The 17,902-nt window shown below is 42.3% G+C and carries 19 protein-coding genes and 1 tRNA gene; 11 read left to right on the top strand and 9 right to left on the bottom strand.

The window, feature by feature from the left end; genetic code table 11:
• Positions 1-118 precede the first annotated feature (118 nt).
• Together AC0L46_RS11600 and AC0L46_RS11595 are read right to left on the bottom strand one after the other, a co-directional pair.
• Positions 119-955, bottom strand: a complete 837-nt coding sequence (locus AC0L46_RS11600) for a CheR family methyltransferase (RefSeq protein WP_414680574.1) — start codon at positions 953-955, stop codon at positions 119-121.
• A gap of 60 nt (positions 956-1,015) precedes the next feature.
• Positions 1,016-1,945: a chemotaxis protein CheV gene (locus tag AC0L46_RS11595; RefSeq protein WP_414680575.1), complete on the bottom strand. Its 930-nt coding sequence runs from the start codon at positions 1,943-1,945 to the stop codon at positions 1,016-1,018.
• A gap of 140 nt (positions 1,946-2,085) precedes the next feature.
• On the opposite strand from AC0L46_RS11595, the gene flgA reads away from it, so the two are divergent.
• From flgA to arsC, 7 genes are all read left to right on the top strand, one after another.
• Positions 2,086-2,778, top strand: coding sequence for a flagellar basal body P-ring formation chaperone FlgA (flgA, locus tag AC0L46_RS11590; protein ID WP_473503749.1), 693 nt, complete (start codon positions 2,086-2,088; stop codon positions 2,776-2,778).
• A gap of 114 nt (positions 2,779-2,892) precedes the next feature.
• Positions 2,893-3,207: a flagellar biosynthesis anti-sigma factor FlgM gene (gene flgM, locus AC0L46_RS11585; protein ID WP_317002865.1), complete on the top strand. Its 315-nt coding sequence runs from the start codon at positions 2,893-2,895 to the stop codon at positions 3,205-3,207.
• 35 nt (positions 3,208-3,242) lie between these two features.
• Positions 3,243-3,722, top strand: coding sequence for a flagella synthesis protein FlgN (locus tag AC0L46_RS11580; RefSeq protein WP_473503747.1), 480 nt, complete (start codon positions 3,243-3,245; stop codon positions 3,720-3,722).
• A 134-nt stretch (positions 3,723-3,856) separates the two neighbouring features.
• Positions 3,857-3,931 (top strand) — tRNA-Arg (locus AC0L46_RS11575).
• A gap of 269 nt (positions 3,932-4,200) precedes the next feature.
• A complete protein-coding gene (gene arsH / locus AC0L46_RS11570; RefSeq protein ID WP_473503745.1) occupies positions 4,201-4,905 on the top strand; it encodes an arsenical resistance protein ArsH in 705 nt (234 codons plus the stop codon).
• Positions 4,906-4,915: 10 nt separating this feature from the next.
• Positions 4,916-5,932, top strand: a complete 1,017-nt coding sequence (arsB, locus tag AC0L46_RS11565; RefSeq protein WP_414680578.1) for an ACR3 family arsenite efflux transporter — start codon at positions 4,916-4,918, stop codon at positions 5,930-5,932.
• Positions 5,933-5,958: 26 nt separating this feature from the next.
• A complete protein-coding gene (gene arsC, locus AC0L46_RS11560; RefSeq protein WP_414680579.1) occupies positions 5,959-6,378 on the top strand; it encodes an arsenate reductase (glutaredoxin) in 420 nt (139 codons plus the stop codon).
• Between the two features lie 76 nt (positions 6,379-6,454).
• Here the strand turns inward: arsC and AC0L46_RS11555 are convergent, their stop codons facing one another.
• From AC0L46_RS11555 to AC0L46_RS11540, 4 genes are all read right to left on the bottom strand, one after another.
• The gene (locus AC0L46_RS11555; RefSeq protein ID WP_473507138.1) at positions 6,455-6,862 is read right to left on the bottom strand and encodes an OsmC family protein; all 408 of its coding nucleotides are present in this window, start codon (positions 6,860-6,862) and stop codon (positions 6,455-6,457) included.
• 61 nt (positions 6,863-6,923) lie between these two features.
• Positions 6,924-7,739 carry an indole-3-glycerol phosphate synthase TrpC gene (gene trpC, locus AC0L46_RS11550; protein WP_473503742.1) on the bottom strand — a complete coding sequence of 272 codons (816 nt, stop codon included), beginning with the start codon at positions 7,737-7,739 and terminating at the stop codon, positions 6,924-6,926.
• A gap of 26 nt (positions 7,740-7,765) precedes the next feature.
• Entirely contained in the window at positions 7,766-8,806 is a 1,041-nt protein-coding gene (gene trpD, locus AC0L46_RS11545) for an anthranilate phosphoribosyltransferase (protein ID WP_473503740.1), read from the bottom strand.
• Between the two features lie 9 nt (positions 8,807-8,815).
• On the bottom strand, positions 8,816-9,394 hold the full coding sequence (locus AC0L46_RS11540; protein ID WP_473503738.1) for an anthranilate synthase component II: 579 nt from the start codon (positions 9,392-9,394) through the stop codon (positions 8,816-8,818).
• Between the two features lie 291 nt (positions 9,395-9,685).
• On the opposite strand from AC0L46_RS11540, the gene AC0L46_RS11535 reads away from it, so the two are divergent.
• Both AC0L46_RS11535 and AC0L46_RS11530 read left to right on the top strand, forming a co-directional pair.
• A complete protein-coding gene (locus AC0L46_RS11535; RefSeq protein WP_414680583.1) occupies positions 9,686-11,017 on the top strand; it encodes a magnesium transporter in 1,332 nt (443 codons plus the stop codon).
• 63 nt (positions 11,018-11,080) lie between these two features.
• The gene (locus tag AC0L46_RS11530; protein WP_473503736.1) at positions 11,081-12,208 is read left to right on the top strand and encodes a mechanosensitive ion channel family protein; all 1,128 of its coding nucleotides are present in this window, start codon (positions 11,081-11,083) and stop codon (positions 12,206-12,208) included.
• Between the two features lie 74 nt (positions 12,209-12,282).
• Here AC0L46_RS11530 and AC0L46_RS11525 read toward each other — a convergent pair whose 3' ends face one another.
• Positions 12,283-12,963, bottom strand: a complete 681-nt coding sequence (locus AC0L46_RS11525; RefSeq protein ID WP_473503734.1) for a phosphoglycolate phosphatase — start codon at positions 12,961-12,963, stop codon at positions 12,283-12,285.
• The gene (gene rpe, locus AC0L46_RS11520) at positions 12,963-13,634 is read right to left on the bottom strand and encodes a ribulose-phosphate 3-epimerase (protein WP_473503732.1); all 672 of its coding nucleotides are present in this window, start codon (positions 13,632-13,634) and stop codon (positions 12,963-12,965) included. The genes AC0L46_RS11525 and rpe overlap by 1 nt, the downstream gene beginning before the upstream one ends.
• An 86-nt stretch (positions 13,635-13,720) precedes the next feature.
• On the opposite strand from rpe, the gene AC0L46_RS11515 reads away from it, so the two are divergent.
• Positions 13,721-14,680: a DUF3530 family protein gene (locus AC0L46_RS11515; protein ID WP_473503730.1), complete on the top strand. Its 960-nt coding sequence runs from the start codon at positions 13,721-13,723 to the stop codon at positions 14,678-14,680.
• 44 nt (positions 14,681-14,724) lie between these two features.
• Here the strand turns inward: AC0L46_RS11515 and djlA are convergent, their stop codons facing one another.
• Positions 14,725-15,516, bottom strand: a complete 792-nt coding sequence (gene djlA, locus AC0L46_RS11510) for a co-chaperone DjlA (RefSeq protein WP_414680588.1) — start codon at positions 15,514-15,516, stop codon at positions 14,725-14,727.
• Between the two features lie 128 nt (positions 15,517-15,644).
• Here djlA and AC0L46_RS11505 point away from each other — a divergent pair, with 128 nt between their 5' ends.
• Positions 15,645-17,900 (top strand): LPS-assembly protein LptD, encoded by a 2,256-nt coding sequence (locus AC0L46_RS11505; protein ID WP_473503728.1) that lies wholly within the window; start codon positions 15,645-15,647, stop codon positions 17,898-17,900.
• The last annotated feature ends 2 nt before the right edge of the window (positions 17,901-17,902 follow it).

Here is a 17,902-nt window from a genome sequence, read left to right as displayed (position 1 = left end):
TATGATTTTTATCTAGAGGAACGGCAAAAAGCGGCAAACAATAAACAAGGAAAACAAAGACAAAAAAGTCCGCCCTAGAAAAACTAAGGCGGGCTTTTTAATAAGGCTTTTACAAAGGCTATAAGGCTTTAGCTTTGTAAACAATACCAGGATGACACTGGACAATCTCAAAGTAGGCTGAAAGGCCGCTTAACGCTTCAGATCCGCCCAAGAACAAATATCCTCCAGGCTTTAAAGCGGCATGCATTCTTTTAAGAATATCCATCTTCAAATCACCAGTGAAATAAATCAGAACATTACGACAAAAAATAACGTCGAACTTACCCAAACCAGCGAATGAATCAATTAGATTCAAATAACGAAACTCCACTCTAGAACTCAAGTGAGGCTTTATCTTCCAAGTTTGTTCATTGATCTTGTCAAAATAACGTCTCTGAAAGTCTGCACCCAAGCCACGAGCGATCGCTAAGCTGTCATACTCACCCTGTTTTGCGTGCTGAAGTATATTGGTACAGATATCTGTCGCAATAATCTTCTCACCAGCTTTCATAACACCTGGACGAGAAGCCTTGAAGTCTTCAATTACCATACTGATAGAGTAAGGCTCTTGACCAGTAGAAGAGGCAGCAGACCAAATTCGCAAAGGAGCAGAAGACATTTCAGGCAATATCTTCTCTTTTAAAATAGTAAAAGGATGAGTATCACGAAACCAAAGTGTTTCATTGGTTGTCATTGCATTGATGACTTCTTCTTTAAGTTTGGCATTACCAAACCTTTCAAGCGCATCAACCAATTGCTCAATTTTAGTGAAGTTTTCTCGCTCTAAAATTCGCCCTAAACGGCTAGCCACCAAATATTGCTTATTATCGCTAAGGGATATGCCACATACCTTTTGAAGATATTCCCTAAACCTAATATATCCGTTAGGTGTGATTGCATTTGTACTACTGAGCATTAAAACTCCATATGTGGCAGACGCCCATTAAATAAAGCCAATCGAAAAGGAGCCTACCGACTATTCCGTTTGAACCTGTACTGTTTCTATTGCTAATCGAGCTAACTCATCCGGCTGGAATTTTGCCAAAAAGCCATCTGCCCCAACTTTCTTCACCATCGCTTCGTTGAAAACACCACTTAATGATGTATGAAGCAGGATGAATAAATCTTGTAAGCGGCTATCGTTTCGAATCGCTGTCGTTAAGGTATAACCATCCATTTCAGGCATTTCAATATCTGAAATCACCATAGAAAATACCTCGGTAATATCTTTGCCTTCAGCTACAAGGCCTTCAAGATGATCAAGCGCTTCACGACCATCATGCAAGACAGTCGTCTCAAAACCTACTTGCTCCATACAACGCTTAATCTGCTTACGAGCAACAGATGAGTCATCAACAATAAGAATATGGTGTTTTTTGGCGTTTTCTTGAACGTTATCATCCACAATACCAGCAGATATATCCTGACGAGTCGGTGCTACTTCAGAAAGAATTTGCTCAACATCGAGGATTTCAACCATCTCTTTTTCTACCTGACACACAGCTGTCAGGTAATTGTCATTAGACAAACCTTTTGGTGGTGGCTGAATATCACTCCAGTTCATGTTCACAATTCTTTCAACGCCACGTACCAAGAACCCCTGTATACGACGGTTGTATTCAGTGATGATAACAAAACATTGATCAATATTTTCAATCGGGCTTGCACCTGTCGCTAATCCCAAATCTAAAATAGGAATTGTGCCGCCACGAATATGAGCAACACCTCGAACAACAGGTGAGCTATGAGGCATAGAGGTAAGTTTAGGGCATTGAAGAATTTCCTTCACCTTAAAAACATTGATACCGTAAAGGTGCTTACCGTTTAAGCGGAATAACAACAGCTCTAGTCGGTTTTCACCTACCAACTGCGTACGTTGATTAACAGTATCCAAAACTCCAGCCATAAACGCCTCCAAAATGTGCAAACATCATACTGAGGTATCACCTCATAATTGTTAAGTTACATCATCCAATGATAAAGTGATTTATCAGATTTTACTAACTATCTTATTTCTAACGCAATAATAAACAAAGAGAGCTAATCATGCGAATCATAAGGCTAACAATAGCCTTCTTTTGTTTCCAAGCAAGTTTAATATTTGCTGAATCTATAGAAAACCAAATTAATCACTACATAAACCAAGTAGAGATACCTCGATTACTAGAAATATACCCAGAAGCCGACGTTACGATTTCTTTAAATAACCTAGCAGCATTAAACTATTTACCTGACTGTGAAGCTGGCACCATTACAGTTACAAATCAAAGACCTGAGGCCAACAAGCGCACGACTTATGAAGTTAGCTGCGATTCGCCTGTATGGAAGTCTTATGTACCAGTCACTCAATCCATTACGATCCCAGCAATCAAAACAATTTCCCCCATCAATCGAGGACAAGAAATAAACAGAGCTAACACGGGTGTTGGCGATGTTGATATATCAACGTTAAGAGGCCAAGTTTTTACAGCAAAGAATCCACCTTACGGCCTGATTGCTTCACGCAACTTACGTATCAACACCTATATAACAGACAACTTGATCAACCAACCGACCTTAGTAAAAAAAGGCGACCTAGTGCTTATTACAGCAAGCAATGGAAACATTATAGTCAGGATGAACGGAGTTGCTTTAGAAAACGGTATAAAAGGACAACAAATACGCGTAAAAAACACCAGTTCTGAACGAATTGTATACGCCAAAGTTGTAACTAGCAGTGAGGTTCTTGTAAACTATTGAACATAGACTCGTTGGCATACAATTAATTCTCTTTTATTGTTGATTGCCACTAAAGTTTTTAGAGGCATAGCCGACAATATAGACAGGCAAATTATAAAAGGGCGGAAAAACCCAATGGCAATACATTTAACAGGTCTATCAAACCAAGGCACCATCACTAAAAGCGAACGTTCGCAGAAGGATGATGTGACTGGTAGCGCGACTGAAAGACAGAGCGCAGTAAAAAGTGGCGGAACGTTAGCTGATGACACAGTCAAATTAAGTGGTACAGCACAAACACTACAAAGCCAGCAGTCTAAGATCGGTAACTTACCAGATATCGACATGGATAAAGTAGAACAAATCAAAAAAGCCATTTCTGCAGGCGAATACAAGATAAATAGCCAGCAGCTAGCGAATAATATGGCTTCTATGGATTCTCTTTTCTAAACTGTTAATCACTTAGGTTTTAAACGGTTTAACTTATGATTCCAATTGCATCCATATTCATCAGAAGCAAAGAGACTCTCGAAAAGCTCTCTGTGCTTCTTGATGAAGAGCGCATTGCTTATAGCGCCTCAGACAGCCAAGTAATCATAGACCTATCCGAACAAAAGCAAGCCTTGCTTGATGAAATGAACCAACTTAATGAGAAAAGAGTAAACATGCTCATTAAGTTCGACATACTAGATAGAAAAAAACCAACCGAAGAAGAGTTTAAGAACTGGCTAGACCAACAAGACAGCTCTATGGATGACGTTCGTCTACTCATGAGGGAATGTGAAAGCCTACTTAGAACCTGCAAGACAAAAAACAACACCAATTCCCGCATTCTAAATACACTGCAAAAACGCAATAAACATTTATTTGAGCTTCTACAAGGCCATAGCGGAAAAAACAAAGTGTACACGGCTCGTGGTTCAACTCGCCCAATTAGCAGTAAGCAAACACTGGGCAGAGCTTAAATCAACTTAGTTAAATCTAACGATGCCTTTTTTTCACTACTCCTTTTACAACACAAAATCCTCTTTATAAACAATTGATTAGCAATCGCTAGGTTTAACCTAAAAACGAAAAGTGGTATAGTCACTCGCGAAGTGTCTCTGTAGTTAAATGGATATAATAGACCCCTCCTAAGGGTTAGTTGCAGGTTCGATTCCTGCCAGGGACACCATCCTCTTCCAAACAAAATACCTCGCTCTGCGTTATCAAAAAACTTTTCAGATATTTCATTTACTCACCTTTTAAACTCATCAAAGCAAAAAAACTGACACATCTAAGGTTTATAGTTATCAGTCTATCGGGTTCATTTAATCCACCTAATGAAAAAGCATTGACCAAACAAACAATATATGCGAAATTTCATATATATTATTTTTCATATATAAACCAAATTCAAATTACTGATTATTTGAACGGTTACACCCAACGGAAGTACCTAACATGAATCTGCCTAACATCGACAAAGACTCTTTCCACCTTCCTGATGTGGATAAAATGAAAACCTCTTCTCTTCCACACAAACCTCGCATATTACTTTTATACGGCTCATTAAGAGAACGATCTTTCAGCCGTTTAGTCGTTGAAGAATGCGCAGAGTTACTTAACGCTTACGGTGCCGAAACACGTATTTTTGACCCTCAAGGTTTACCTCAGCCAGATACAGAAGATGAATCTCACCCTAAAGTTAAAGAACTGAGAGAATTAATGATTTGGTCAGAAGGCCAAGTTTGGTGCTCACCAGAGCGCCACGGTTCAATGACCAGTATCTTCAAAAGCCAAATTGATTGGGTTCCACTGAGTATTGGCGGCGTTCGCCCAACTCAAGGAAAAACATTGGCAGTTATGCAGGTATGTGGCGGCTCTCAGTCATTCAACACAGTCAATCAAATGAGAATTTTAGGGCGATGGATGCGCATGGTGACCATTCCTAACCAATCCTCTGTCGCAAAAGCCTTTTTGGAGTTTGAAGAAGATGGTCGCATGAAGCCCTCTCCTTATTACAATCGTATCGTCGATGTAATGGAAGAACTTATGAAATTCACTTTATTAATGCGAGACAAAAAAGACTACTTTGTCGATCGTTACTCAGAGCGAGTGGAAAGCGCAGAACAACTTAGCGAACGCGTTAATCAAAAATCATTATAAGGAGTTTTTCATGGGGCTTTTTGAGCGTTATTTATCCGTGTGGGTCGGCCTAGCGATTTTAGCTGGAATTGGGCTTGGCCATTTAGTGCCTGACGTATTCGGCGTAATTGCGACATTCGAATACGCGCATGTGAACATTGCCATCGCCATATTAATTTGGTTGATGATTTACCCAATGATGGTACAAATCGATTTCTCGTCCATCAAAGATGTAGGTAAGAAACCAAAGGGATTAGTATTAACTCTTATCATTAATTGGTTAATCAAACCCTTTTCCATGGCCTTTTTAGGTTGGTTGTTTTTCAAAATCCTCTTCGTTGATTGGGTTGATCCAAGCACTGCAACAGAATACATCGCAGGTATGATTCTACTTGGCGTTGCCCCTTGTACTGCCATGGTATTTGTTTGGAGCCAAATGACCAAAGGCGATGCAAACTACACTCTCGTACAGGTCTCCATCAACGATATCATTATGATATTTGCCTTTGCGCCTATTGCAGGCTTTTTACTGGGTGTAACCGATGTAACCGTGCCTTGGGACACACTATTATTGTCCGTTGTGCTGTATGTTCTTATTCCTCTCGTTGCTGGCGCTTTGACTCGCAAAAAGCTCGATAAAAACAATGATCACTCTAAGCTCGATAATTTCCTTGGAAAAATGAAGCCTTGGTCAATCATTGGTTTGCTTGCAACAGTAACACTTTTATTTGGTTTCCAGTCCAACACGATTCTCTCTAAACCTGAAGCGATTGTGCTGATTGCCATCCCTTTACTGATTCAGACTTACGGGATTTTTGCCATCTCCTACTGGCTCGCCAAATCCATGAAATTGCCACACAACATCGCAGCGCCAGCTTGCATGATCGGCACTTCAAACTTCTTTGAATTGGCTGTCGCGGTTGCTATTTCTCTGTTTGGCCTTCATTCAGGAGCAGCGCTTGCTACTGTGGTGGGCGTTCTTGTGGAAGTCCCAGTCATGCTGTCTTTGGTTTGGTTTGCCAACCGAACTCAGCACTGGTTTAAGTAAAGTATTTATTATCAAGGAGTTATAACATGATCGTGATCTACCATAACCCTGACTGCGGCACATCTCGAAACGTTTTAAATGTCATTCAAGCTGCAGGCTACACGCCAACTATCATTGATTATCAACAGGAAGGTTGGACGAAAGCACAACTGCAAGGCTTTTTTGCCGCAGCAAACCTAACACCGAGAGAAGCATTGCGTACGACAAAATCACCCGCTGAGGAATTGGGACTTTTATCCCCTGAGGTTTCTGATGAAGCGCTATTAGATGCCATGATAAAGCACCCAATACTTGTCAATCGCCCTTTAGTTTGCACTCCCAAAGGGGTTCGTTTATGCCGACCAAGCGAGGCTGTTTTAGATCTGCTGGATAACTGGCCTGCTGCACCTTTCCATAAGGAAGATGGTGAAATGATCATTGACGAGCAAGGAAAGCGCGTAAAATAACGCACAATAAATTTTAAGTATAAAAAAAGCGCCTGAGGCGCTTTTTTTATACTTAAATCGCGAGAAGACTATGAACTTACTCAGCTTCAACCAATTCAAAGCTATGAACGATTTTCACGCCACCTTTTTCCAACATCAAAGATGCAGAACAGTATTCTTCTGCCGATAGTCTCACCGCACGAGCAACCACACTTTCTTTCAACTTACGACCAGTGACCACGAAGTGAACTCGAATCTCTGTAAAAACAGCAGGTACCGCATCCGCACGGTCTGCATCAATTTGAGCGACACAAGACACAACGTCTTGGCGAGATTTTTTCAAAATCCCAACCACATCATAAGAAGTACAACCGCCTAATCCAGCAAGCAGCAATTCCATAGGTCTTGGCCCTGCAACCTGATTACCATCAATTTCCACTTTAAAACCAGAACCTGTCTCGGCCGTAAAATGCACATCTTCTTGCCAGCTTACATTCGTTTTCATCATTTAACCTACATTATTCATTGTGTCCGAAGTTATCTTTAATCAGTCGTAATGTCGTTGATTAAGACTGAAACAACTCAGCTAATTTTTCACCCGGATTGTCAGCGCGCATAAAGGCTTCGCCAACCAAAAAGGCATTAATATTCTTTTCACGCATTAGCGCCACATCATCTTGAGTGTGAATGCCACTCTCCGTCACAATAAGACGGTTAGACGGAACGCTGTCCATCAACTCAAATGTATGATCTAAACTCAACTCAAACGTGTGTAAATCTCGGTTGTTAATACCAAACAACTCGGTTTCTGTGTATTCCAACGCCAACTCAAGTTCTGGACGATTATGCACTTCAACCAAGACATCCATACCAAGATCACGCGCCATATTATCTAGCTGACGTAGTTTGTCACCGCTCAAGCACGCCGCTATCAACAAAATACAATCGGCACCAATGGCTCTGGCTTCTAATACTTGATATTCATCGACAATAAAGTCCTTACGAATAACAGGTAACCCACATGCGCTACGAGCTTCAACTAAAAAGTCCTCATGACCTAAAAAGAAGTCACGGTCTGTTAAAACAGACAAACATGCCGCTCCGCCTTTTTCATAGGATTGAGCAATATCTTCAGGCACAAAGTTTTCACGCAGAACACCTTTACTTGGAGAGGCTTTTTTAATCTCTGCAATCACTCCCGCTTTGCCAATCGCAATTTGATGTCTCAAAGCATTAGCAAAACCACGAGGCGCGTTGTGAACATTCGCAACAGACGCGGCCACTTCTAAATTGCTATAAGGTGTATGAGCTTTACGTTCGTTAATTTCTTCGTATTTACGAGCAACAATTTTCTTTAAAATGGTTGGTGTTTCTATTTGCATTAGGCTGCCGCTCCTATTTATTTTTATTACTGTGAGTCAGGATTCATAAAACAGCGTGTAAAACTCGCCAACTCAGACATTTTAACCCTAGCGGTACCACCACCAATGACATCTTCAGCAATGTTCACGCCTTCTGCCAAAGTATCGGCAATACCTGAAACATAAATCGCTGCGCCCGCATTTAACGCCACGATATCTCGTGCAGGGTTAACTTTACCTTTACCTTCTAGCGCTGTTTTAATCAGCGCCAAACTCTCGCTTGCGTCTAGGGCTTGAATCGTTTCAATTGATTGCAATGGAATCCCAAAGTCTTCTGGTGAAACCATATACTCAGAAACAACGCCATCTTTTAGTTCTGCCACAAAAGTAGGTGCGGCAATACTCATTTCATCCAAGCCATCTTGTGAATGAACCACCAAAACATGCTCACTGCCAAGTGCTTTTAACACTTCAGCAATTGGGCGAACCCACTTACGATCAAACACGCCCATGACTTGGCGCTTCGCATCTGCAGGGTTGGTTAGCGGCCCAAGCAAATTGAAAATCGTACGTGTCGCCATTTCTTTACGAGGGCCAATAGCATGTTTCATTGCTGAATGATGGTTAGGTGCAAACATAAAGCCTAAGCCGATTTCTGCCACACATCGAGAAACTTGTTCAGCATCCAAACCAAGGTAAATACCAGCCTGTTCCAGCACATCTGCACTACCCGACTTAGAGGAAACAGAGCGATTGCCATGTTTCGCCACTTTGCCACCTGCTGCCGCAACAACAAAAGCCGACGCCGTCGAAACATTAAATAAGTTTCCGCCGTCGCCACCTGTTCCACAGGTGTCTACAATATGGTCAAAATCCAAATCAACCTTGCTTGATAAATCACGCATAACTTGGGCAGCGGCGCTAATTTCTTCGACTGTCTCACCCTTCATTCTTAAACCAATTAGAAAACCACCAATTTGTGCTGGTGTGGTTTTTCCAGTCATGATGTCGCTCATCACCGTGCGCATTTCGTCGCCACTCAAATCTTGGCGCTCAACAACGGCAGCAATCGCTTTTTGAATATCCACCAGCCTCTCCTATCGTGTTAAAAAGTTTGCTAATAAGGCATGCCCTGCCTCAGTAAGAATCGACTCAGGATGAAATTGCACCCCTTCAATCGCCAACTCTTTATGTCGAATTCCCATAATCTCTTCTTGTTCACCCGCTTCATTTTGACACCAAGCCGTTACTTCAAAGCAGTCGGGCAAGGAATCAGCAGACACAATCAAGGAATGATAACGTGTCGCCACATGCGGGTTAGGTAAACCTGAAAATACCGAGGTATTTTTGTGATGTATCTGTGAGGTTTTACCGTGCATAACATTTTTAGCACGAATCACTTCTCCACCAAAGACCTGCGCAATACTTTGATGACCTAAGCAAATACCCAATATTGGAATTTTTCCAGCAAACGCCGCAATAGCAGCCATTGAGATTCCCGCTTCATTAGGCGTACAAGGCCCAGGAGAAATCACCAAATGAGTAGGTGCGAGCTGCTCAATATCGTCTATCGATAGTTCATCATTACGATACACCTGCACATCCGCGCCTAATTCGCGAAAATACTGCACAAGGTTATAAGTAAAAGAGTCGTAATTATCGATCATTAACAGCATGTCGGGTTAACTCATGAAACTGCTTTTCTGAGGCTCTATTTGCCTACTCAAAACATTGGATAAAGAAGAATCGCAAAAAATAGCCCGTGATTTTAAAGGATTTACACGCTGAAAACTATTGTTCTGCACCTTTCATTACTTTCTTGATTAACGTGGTTTCTCAATACTCTGGAAACATTTCAATAATTCCGTGCAAAAACAAAGCCTTGTTTGATAAACAAACTGTTGTATAAGACACTAGCCCGCATGCTATCTTTACAGTCAATTTTTCAGTGTTTTTAAGGATCTCCTGTGCATAGCCAAGTCGCTGACCTCATCGAAACTCTTATCAATGACGAACACTCAACAGAGTCCGTCAACAAAGCTATTTCAGAGCTTACTCCTGATGATGTAGCACTGGCATTAGAATCTATCCCGCTTGCCCAAAGACAGCAGGCTTGGGCGAATATCAAGCAAGCAAACCGCCTTGATATCTTAGTGGAAATGCGCGGCGAATCCCGTCAATTGCTTTTAAGAGAGCTAGACGACACCGAAATAGAAACCCTGTTTACTGACGTAGACGCGGAAGACCTTTTAGAGATAGCCGATTCTTTGCCGGATCGCTTAGTTGATATCGCTCTAAACCAGATGGACAACAAACAACGTGAATACTACCAACAAGGTATTGTTTACGATGATGACGTTGTCGGTCGTTGGATTGATCACGATTTGCTGATTGCTTCACAGTCTATTCGAACGTCAGAAGCGCTTAGATTATTGAAAAAAGAAACGCCAAGTTATACAGACATGGTGTATTTGGTAAACCGCACTGGTCGCTGGGTTGGCTGCGTAAAGTTCGACAAACTTTTCAAAGCCCAAGGTCATGAACCTATTTCCAGCCTGATCGATGAAGAATGCTCTTTTATTCGATCTGATACAGAATTAACCAAGGCGGCAGAACAATTAGAGCGCTCTGCGTTTTCCGCACTGCCTGTGGTGGACGAGAACCTAGTCTTATTAGGTCGCTTCCATGCAGGCCTTGCCATGGAAACTTGGCGTTTAGAACATGAAGCACAACAAATGGCGACAGCAGGTTTAAATGAAGAGTCGGATCTATTCGCGCCAGTAAAACGCAGCGCGGCAACCCGTGGCATCTGGCTAGGCATTAACTTGCTGACGGCTTTTTTAGCATCGGCTTTTATTGGAATCTTCGAAGCGACCTTGCAAGAAGTCGTCGCCTTGGCAGTATTAATGCCTGTCGTTGCGTCCATGGGAGGCATCGCAGGCAGTCAGACATTAACCTTGATTGTTCGCGGCTTGGCGCTCGGGCAAATCACCCGAAGTAACTTGAAATCCTTACTGAGCAAGGAGCTTCAGGTTGGTGGTTTAAATGGCATTTTATGGTCCATTGTCATTGGCTGCATCACCCTTTGGTGGTTTGAAAGCCCAATGCTTGGCGCGGTAATCGGCTTGGCCATCATTGTGAATATTTTGATGGCCGCCCTGTCTGGCGTATTGATTCCTGTATTGCTCGATAAATTGAAAATCGACCCAGCCTTATCCGGCTCCGTTATTTTAACCACGGTAACAGACATTGCTGGCTTCGTTGCTTTCTTAGGCTTGGGCACCTTGCTATTACTTTAAGAAGAGATCTTAGAGAAATAAAAAACCATATATGAACCGCACAATAGAAATAGAGAACTCATAATGAATTGGGAAACGGCACAAACATACTTAGGTCTAGGCGATACAGACATGCATTGGGTTGTCCGTGTATTTTTGGTTGTCTCAGTCACCTTAGTTGTCAATTTTATTGTCCATCGTATTTTAATGCGCCTCGATAAACAGCTAGAACGCACTAAAACACCTTGGGACAACGTACTCATTACCGCAGCACAAAAGCCTGCTGGCGCCTTTATTTGGCTGGTCGGCCTAAGCGTTGCGGCAGAAATTTCAGGAACAGAAATCGACCCAGATTTATCGTCCTTAATTTCAGCTGTTCGAGAAGTCGGCGTCATCGCTCTATTAACTTGGTTTATTTTGCGCTGTATTGCTGAAAGCGAAAAAGCCATTGTTAATTCAGACAAGGTAAAAACCAATGTCGATTACACAACCGCAAGCGCTATTAGTAAGTTATTGCGCGCTTCTGTCATCATTACGTCTGCTTTGGTGATATTACAAACGCTTGGCTACAGCATTTCAGGTGTATTGGCCTTTGGGGGTATTGGCGGTATTGCTGTTGGCTTTGCTGCAAAGGACTTATTAGCAAACTTCTTTGGCGGATTAATGGTTTACTTGGATCGACCTTTTGCCATTGGCGATTGGGTTCGTTCACCAGACCAAAATATTGAGGGCACTGTAGAACATATTGGTTGGCGCCAGACTCGTATTCGTACCTTTGATAAACGACCGCTGTACGTTCCAAACGCAACATTTTCTCTTATATCTGTCGAAAACCCATCTCGCATGACACATCGTCGTATCAATGAAACCATTGGTGTACGTTATGACGACTTTAGTCTTTTGCCTACTATTTTGGGTGAAATTAAGAGCATGGTTGCCAATCACGAAGACCTCGATACAGAGCAAGTCTACATGGTGAACTTCAACCAATTTGGCCCTTCTTCTCTGGACTTCTTTATCTACGCCTACACCAAAACAGTAGATTGGCGAACCTTTCATAATGTGAAAGAAGATGTTCTCTTCAAAGCAATGAGCATCATTGAATCTCACGGCGCCGAAGTGGCCTTCCCTACACATACAGTTCATATGGCCGACAATGGCAATATGCTGCCACCAGCTGAAGTCGAAACGACTTCAAAGAAAAACATTTAAGCCATAAAAAAACGCCAAGTGGATATGCCACTTGGCGCTTTTAAATCAATTCTTACGAATCTATTTGATTAGAATCACATTAGTAATTCGGCTAAATCATCCATCACCGCATCAGCCCCTAAACCAGCAAGATCAACACCTTGATGATAACCATAAGTCACCAAAGCACACTTGAATCCAGCATTTTTCGCTGCGTTAAAATCGGTAATCGAGTCTCCTATCATCAAGCACTTTTCAGGCAAGGCTTCGATGGACTCACTGCAATGCAACAAAGGCAAAGCGGAAGGCTTCTTCTCTTCTAATGTATCGCCACCCAGTAACCAACCAAATTGCTCAGTCAGTTCAAAATGATCCAACATAGGCTTAACAAAAACGCTTGGCTTATTCGTGATCAATGCCACAGGCACACCATTATGTTTTAGTGCTTTTAATAAGGCCGCCACGTTAGGGTATAAGGTCGTTCTGTCCGTTAAATGAGCGTGATAATGCATCAGAAAAATTCGATAAGCTTCTTCATGCTTTTCAGCATCAAGGTTTGCCCATTCCAAGGCTTGTTCGATCAATTTAGCAGAACCAAAGCCCACCCAAGTACGCACCAAGTCTTCACCTGCCAAAGGCGCACCAAGCTCGGCTAAAAACGCATCTACTGCACCCGCAATATCAGGAACACTGTCAACCAAGGTGCCATCTAAATCGAGACACACTAACTCAGGCCAACCTTCAAACCATTTTGAAAAAAGTTTCGGTGTTTTCATTAGCGCACACTCGCCAATTCAGCTCGCATGGAATCAATCACAGCTTTGTAATCGCCTTTACCGAATATGGCAGAGCCCGCAACAAAAGTATCCGCACCGGCTTTGGCAATTTCTGCGATGTTCTTTTCACTGACGCCGCCGTCAACTTCAAGTCGAATATCGTAGCCGCTCGCATCAATCAAAGCTCTCGCTTCACGCAACTTATCTAATGTTCCAGGGATAAATGACTGCCCGCCGAAACCAGGGTTAACCGACATTAACAGCACCATATCCACTTTATCCATGACATGCTTAAGATAATGCAAAGGTGTTGCAGGGTTGAAAACTAGTCCTGCTTTACAGCCTCCGTCACGAATCATCTGCAAAGATCGGTCTATATGTTCACTGGCTTCTGGGTGAAAAGTAATAAAAGAAGCGCCCGCCTCAATAAAGTCGCCAATCATGCGATCAACAGGCTTCACCATAAGATGAACATCAATATCGGCCGTCACACCATGTTTACGCAGCGCCTTACAGACCATAGGACCAATCGTTAAATTGGGAACATAATGATTATCCATCACATCAAAGTGTATGATGTCTGCTCCCGCTTCTAAAACCTGATCGACCTCTTCGCCTAATCGAGCAAAATCGGCAGCAAGGATCGAAGGTGCGATGAAAAAATCATTCATATCTGACTCCAGCGGTGACACAATAAAAGATAGTTTGAAAGTATGTCATTATTTTAACAAGGCACACAAAAGAAGTATTGAAAACAATGAAGAAAAATACAGCGCTGTTTAATATTTTATTATCGTTTCTACTTCTGAGTGCTTGCAGTCTATCGCTTGCTGAAACTTCCGCTCCAGCCAATGAAACAGCAGATGATAACAAAGAAGACAGAAGCTATATTATCCCAACGCCTCAAGCATCACGCATAAGCGCGCTGGAAACCTCATTAAGAATTCGCCACCTCACTCATCAGATCGATACATTGGAAGCGAACGGAGAACCGTTTCTAACGCTTTATCAACCTTCGTTAACCAGCTCAACTCAAGGCTGCGTCATCATTCTACACAGTGACAATGAACACCCAGACTGGCCAGATGCGGTTGCTCCTCTGCGTAATGCCTTACCAGAACACAGCTGGTGTACCATCTCCATCGAAGTCCCAGACATTATCAAACGGGCGGAAGCGATAAACACACAAATTAATGCTCAAGAAGACAACGCCCAAGTAGTGGAATTGCCAAATCAAGATGTGGTATCTACAAGAATTCTTGCCACGATCACCAAAGCACAAAGTAATGAAATAGAAGAATTCACCCTTTTGGGCTACAAAACCGGCGCGGCGTACGCGTTGAATTTCTTAGCAAATAACCCAGACACGGCCAGCGCATTAATGCTCATCGATATTGAAACACCTGCGACAACAAGCCATTACAATCTTGCCCAGCAGATTCGTGGAATACCTCAGCCAATCCTTGATTATTATGTAAACAACCACGCAGGAAGTAATCAATTCGCCATTTGGCGCAAGCAAGCGGCCAACCAAAGGGAAGAAGCAGTCGGTGATTTTATTCAATTGGATGCTGTACCAGACAGAGTGACAGGAAAGAAAAGCAAACAACTCTTAGTACAGCGAGTTCGTGGTTTTTTGAAACAAAACACCAGTCAAATAGACCAAAGAAAGACATTACCAAGCGTAAAAAAAGGGCTTTTCTATGAAAGCCCTTAATTCTAAATAACAAAGTATTTTATAAAAAACTTACTCAAGCTCGTTTACTTACGAGCTTTTTTAATCAACTCATAAGCAGATTGAATTTCCTGCGTTTTTTCCTTCGCCAGCTCAATCATTTCCTTAGGTAAACCTTGTGAGCTTAATTTATCCGGATGATTCTTGCTCATTAGCCTGCGATAAGCCTTTTTAATATCAGCATCTGTCATATCTTCTGTTACACCCAATACTTCATAAGCTGACTTCAATAAGTCTTTTGAGCTCGCACCATCTGAAGAAGACTGATAACCCTGTCTAAAATGTGCTTGTTGTTTAACTTGAATATGTAGCGCTTCGAATTCCGCCACAGACACACCAAGGTAAGCGCACACTTGAGAGACAAAAGATTTTTCTTCAACACTAAAATGACCGTCTGCATAAGAAGAGACCAGCAAGACTTCCAACAAAGTTCGAGTAAGATCGCCAGGGCCAACCACTTCTTTAAAATTATTCAAAACAGCATTTAAGTCAAAATTGGCCGATTTACCTTCATTAAAAAGCTGTTTGGCTTGCTCTTGTGCTGCAGGAGATAATCTAAGACGCTGCATAACCGCTTGCGCTAATTGGATTTCCGCTTCTGATACCTGTCCATCGGATTTGGCTAGACGCCCCATCAAAAGAAATAAAGTGCGGAAGAAAGTTTCCTGTTGTAAACGCACATTTGCGCGCCCACCAAAACCGTTAAACGCTCCACCTGCCTGACTTCTATCAATAGCACTACCGATAAAAAAACCAATAAGAGCGAGAAAAAAACCGCCCAAAATAAAGCCTAAAACGGCACAAACAATTTTCCACATAAAGATATTTCTCCAGAATCGGTAGCCCCTATGGGCCTGCTTAGATTATCATTTGTCTCACAACATGGACCCGCTTATGGGCAGCATCCGATTTCGGACAATAATTATTGGTAACAAGTATACCTCGCATGGTTAAGCATTTACGAACCTACGCCTTATTTTTGCAAAGTCTTTTCATATTGCCACTTGCTCAGGCGCAAGATAATCAATGGGACTGGGCGCCTAGAGAATCTTTGACAGCTGAACAGCAAGCTCAACTCAGTCAATACTGCAAAGGGGCTTATGTTAACACTTGGCAATCGACAAGCTCTCCAAACACCCATCTTATGGCCGACCTAATCGTTCGGGACAGGAGTGGCGTAATACACCTTGAAGGTGCGGCTGAAATTACACAGCCAGAATCCACTTTATCTGCCGATCAGATTGAAGGGGTTCCAGATGAGTATTACCAAGCCAGTGGCAATGTTGTGCTGCGTAGCAAAAACCAGCTAATTAGAAGTTCTAACAGCTACATTTCCAATAATGGCCAAACAGCAACCGAATTTACTGACGCACGTTTTCTCGATCATGATACTGGTGCTCGACTCGAAGCAGACTCTTTACTGTACGATAAAAACGGTGTGGTCTTTATAGAAGAAGGCTTCTTCACCACATGCGAACCCACTGATGAAAGCTGGAAGCTTTACGGCAGCTCAATCGAACTGGACCCAAACAGTGGCTTTGGTACGGCAAAACATGTTCACATTCGTATTGCTGATATCCCTGTTTTCTATTTCCCTTGGTTACGCTTCCCTATCGATGACCGCCGCCAAACAGGTTTTTTATTCCCTAGCTTTGGTTATTCCGGCTCAGATGGCTTGAGCTTATCAACGCCTTTCTACTGGAACATAGATTCAAATCTTGATGCGACTATTACTCCTAACTACATTCAACAGGAAGGGGAAGGCATTGATTTAGAGATTAGACATCTAAGCTCGTATGGCACAACCACGTATGAGCAATCGACTTTTGAGAGCGATGATGAAGGCGAGCAAACCCTGATCAAATTCACAACCAAGCAAAAGTTCAATTCATACATCACCACGGGCGTCACATTAGAAGACAACCCAACGGAAGACTTATACCCAGAAGCGAACACCACATCGATTGGTGAAAAAGACAACTACGAGCGTAGCGCCTACATCAGTTTCAACAATGGTAATTTCTTAAATAAGATCACTTACCTAACCTATCAAACGCCTGATGACTCAGAAGACAAACCCTTTGAATGGCGCCCAAGAATAAGCAGTTCTTATGCCGCCAGTTCGTCTTATTTTAACTACGCGTTGACCACACAATACACCGACTTTTATGACCCAGATGAAGATGACTTCGATGGCGAGCGTCTTGTATTAAATCAAAACATCAGCCTTGATTTTAGCAATGCTTGGGGCAGCATTTCTCCGGGTATTTTAGCTCAGTATCGAGACTACAATGTGCATGACTACACAACAGGAACGGACAGTTCTTCCTCTATTGGTCACCTGACTAGCTATCTTGATTCTTCGATAACTTTCGAGCGCAAGCTTGCTATAGGTGATTCTGTAGGTCGTCAAACGCTAACACCTCGACTTAATTACCTAAACTCACCTTACCAAGATCAAGATGAGATTGAAGACTTTGATGGCAGTGACCCAACGCTGACTTACTCACAAGCTTTCAGTCACGAGCGATTTAGCGGTGATGACCGTATCGGCGATACGGAACAAATCACTTTTGGTTTAGAAAGCCGTATATATGATGAAAATAATAATGAAAAGTGGGTACTCAAAGCAGGCCAGATCTTTTATTTAAAAGACCGTTATGTTGATATTGACGGCGACACAGATGAAGATACAGCCATTGATGACGCAGAACAGAGTGATTTACTCACATCTGTCAGCTACAGTGGTGACCGTTATAGCTTAACGAACAATTTAAACTACGATTTAGATGAAAACGACGTCAGCTTAGTGCAGTTTATTGCCGCTTTAGAACCTATCGATGATATAAAGATCAACTTAAGTTATTTATACTCCCTCGATAACAGCGATTCAGATGACGATACACATCAAGCAGCTATTGGCACCATTCTCCCTGTCAACCAAAATTGGTCAATGTATACACAATACACATATGACTTCTTAGATGAAGATTTCTCAAGACAAATCTTTGGATTAGGTTATGAGAACTGTTGTGTAAAAGTTTCATTGAGTTATCAGGATTGGATTGATGACGATGATGAATCTGATCGAGGCGTTTTCTTACAATTTACTTTACGCGGTCTAAGCTCCGCTGGCAGCGCAAACAGCGACGCAAGCAGCATTGCAGATACCTACTGGAACCAAGGAAAAGTTGGATATTAACC

The sequence above is a fragment of the Marinomonas sp. 15G6-16 genome (genome assembly GCF_055809555.1).
The sequence above is the reverse complement of the archived record's forward strand: the minus strand, read 5'-3'. Positions and strand labels throughout refer to the sequence as shown.

What these genes read in the sequence shown, in the direction of transcription:
- AC0L46_RS11525 (WP_473503734.1), bottom strand. Translation starts at nt 12,963, where the DNA reads ATGAAAACACCGAAACTTTTTTCAAAATGGTTTGAAGGTTGGCCTGAG.
- flgM (WP_317002865.1), top strand. Translation starts at nt 2,893, where the DNA reads ATGGCAATACATTTAACAGGTCTATCAAACCAAGGCACCATCACTAAA.
- flgA (WP_473503749.1), top strand. Translation starts at nt 2,086, where the DNA reads ATGCGAATCATAAGGCTAACAATAGCCTTCTTTTGTTTCCAAGCAAGT.
- AC0L46_RS11555 (WP_473507138.1), bottom strand. Translation starts at nt 6,862, where the DNA reads ATGAAAACGAATGTAAGCTGGCAAGAAGATGTGCATTTTACGGCCGAG.
- AC0L46_RS11580 (WP_473503747.1), top strand. Translation starts at nt 3,243, where the DNA reads ATGATTCCAATTGCATCCATATTCATCAGAAGCAAAGAGACTCTCGAA.
- rpe (WP_473503732.1), bottom strand. Translation starts at nt 13,634, where the DNA reads ATGAATGATTTTTTCATCGCACCTTCGATCCTTGCTGCCGATTTTGCT.
- AC0L46_RS11540 (WP_473503738.1), bottom strand. Translation starts at nt 9,394, where the DNA reads ATGCTGTTAATGATCGATAATTACGACTCTTTTACTTATAACCTTGTG.
- arsH (WP_473503745.1), top strand. Translation starts at nt 4,201, where the DNA reads ATGAATCTGCCTAACATCGACAAAGACTCTTTCCACCTTCCTGATGTG.
- trpC (WP_473503742.1), bottom strand. Translation starts at nt 7,739, where the DNA reads ATGCAAATAGAAACACCAACCATTTTAAAGAAAATTGTTGCTCGTAAA.
- AC0L46_RS11515 (WP_473503730.1), top strand. Translation starts at nt 13,721, where the DNA reads ATGAAGAAAAATACAGCGCTGTTTAATATTTTATTATCGTTTCTACTT.
- arsB (WP_414680578.1), top strand. Translation starts at nt 4,916, where the DNA reads ATGGGGCTTTTTGAGCGTTATTTATCCGTGTGGGTCGGCCTAGCGATT.
- djlA (WP_414680588.1), bottom strand. Translation starts at nt 15,516, where the DNA reads ATGTGGAAAATTGTTTGTGCCGTTTTAGGCTTTATTTTGGGCGGTTTT.
- AC0L46_RS11505 (WP_473503728.1), top strand. Translation starts at nt 15,645, where the DNA reads ATGGTTAAGCATTTACGAACCTACGCCTTATTTTTGCAAAGTCTTTTC.
- AC0L46_RS11595 (WP_414680575.1), bottom strand. Translation starts at nt 1,945, where the DNA reads ATGGCTGGAGTTTTGGATACTGTTAATCAACGTACGCAGTTGGTAGGT.
- arsC (WP_414680579.1), top strand. Translation starts at nt 5,959, where the DNA reads ATGATCGTGATCTACCATAACCCTGACTGCGGCACATCTCGAAACGTT.
- AC0L46_RS11530 (WP_473503736.1), top strand. Translation starts at nt 11,081, where the DNA reads ATGAATTGGGAAACGGCACAAACATACTTAGGTCTAGGCGATACAGAC.
- AC0L46_RS11600 (WP_414680574.1), bottom strand. Translation starts at nt 955, where the DNA reads ATGCTCAGTAGTACAAATGCAATCACACCTAACGGATATATTAGGTTT.